1 protein-coding gene is annotated in these 536 nt (G+C 52.6%); it reads left to right on the top strand.

Features of this window, described 5'->3' with window-relative positions:
• Positions 1-536: conjugal transfer protein TraF (gene traF, locus E0D98_RS25640; protein WP_165941078.1), on the top strand; the 536-nt coding region annotated here is incomplete at both ends.

The raw sequence follows: 536 nt of genomic DNA, 5'->3' as shown, positions 1-536 counted from the left end.
GGTCCGGAAGATGACTTCAGTCTTCTGCTTCCGTCCGTTGGTGGGCAATTGTCCGATCCGGGTAATATCAGTGACAACGCAGACAAAATCAGTGATGACTGGAAAGCCTTTGATCGTGCCATCGACAGTCAGAGCAACGTGTCGCAGACTGCTGCACGTCTGAAGACGCGACTTCAGGACTTCCGTCACACGCATGCTGACGCACAGGTGGGAACATCTGCTGTGGCGACTCTTCCCGGTGACACCCTCGCTGCCGCTCTGATGCTGAAAAGCTACGGTACGGTCAGTGTCGACGGTAAAGTCAGTGATGCCGACCTGAACTATCTGGAAAGCATTGCAAACAGTAACGGTCAGGATGTGGATAAAGACAGACTGACCTCTCAGGCTTTTGCCCGTGCCGCACTGGTCACCGATGTGGGTATTGCTCTGGCTACTGAACTGGAAACGGCCGGACAAAAGTGGTCTCTGGGCTTCACACCAAAATTCCAGCGTGTTGACCTGTTTAACTACAACGTGCTGGTTAAAAATTACGACAG

The sequence above is a fragment of the Escherichia sp. KCJ4928 genome (assembly GCF_004352695.1).
Classification (GTDB): domain Bacteria; phylum Pseudomonadota; class Gammaproteobacteria; order Enterobacterales; family Enterobacteriaceae; genus ECMA0423.
The sequence above is the reverse complement of the archived record's forward strand: the minus strand, read 5'-3'. Positions and strand labels throughout refer to the sequence as shown.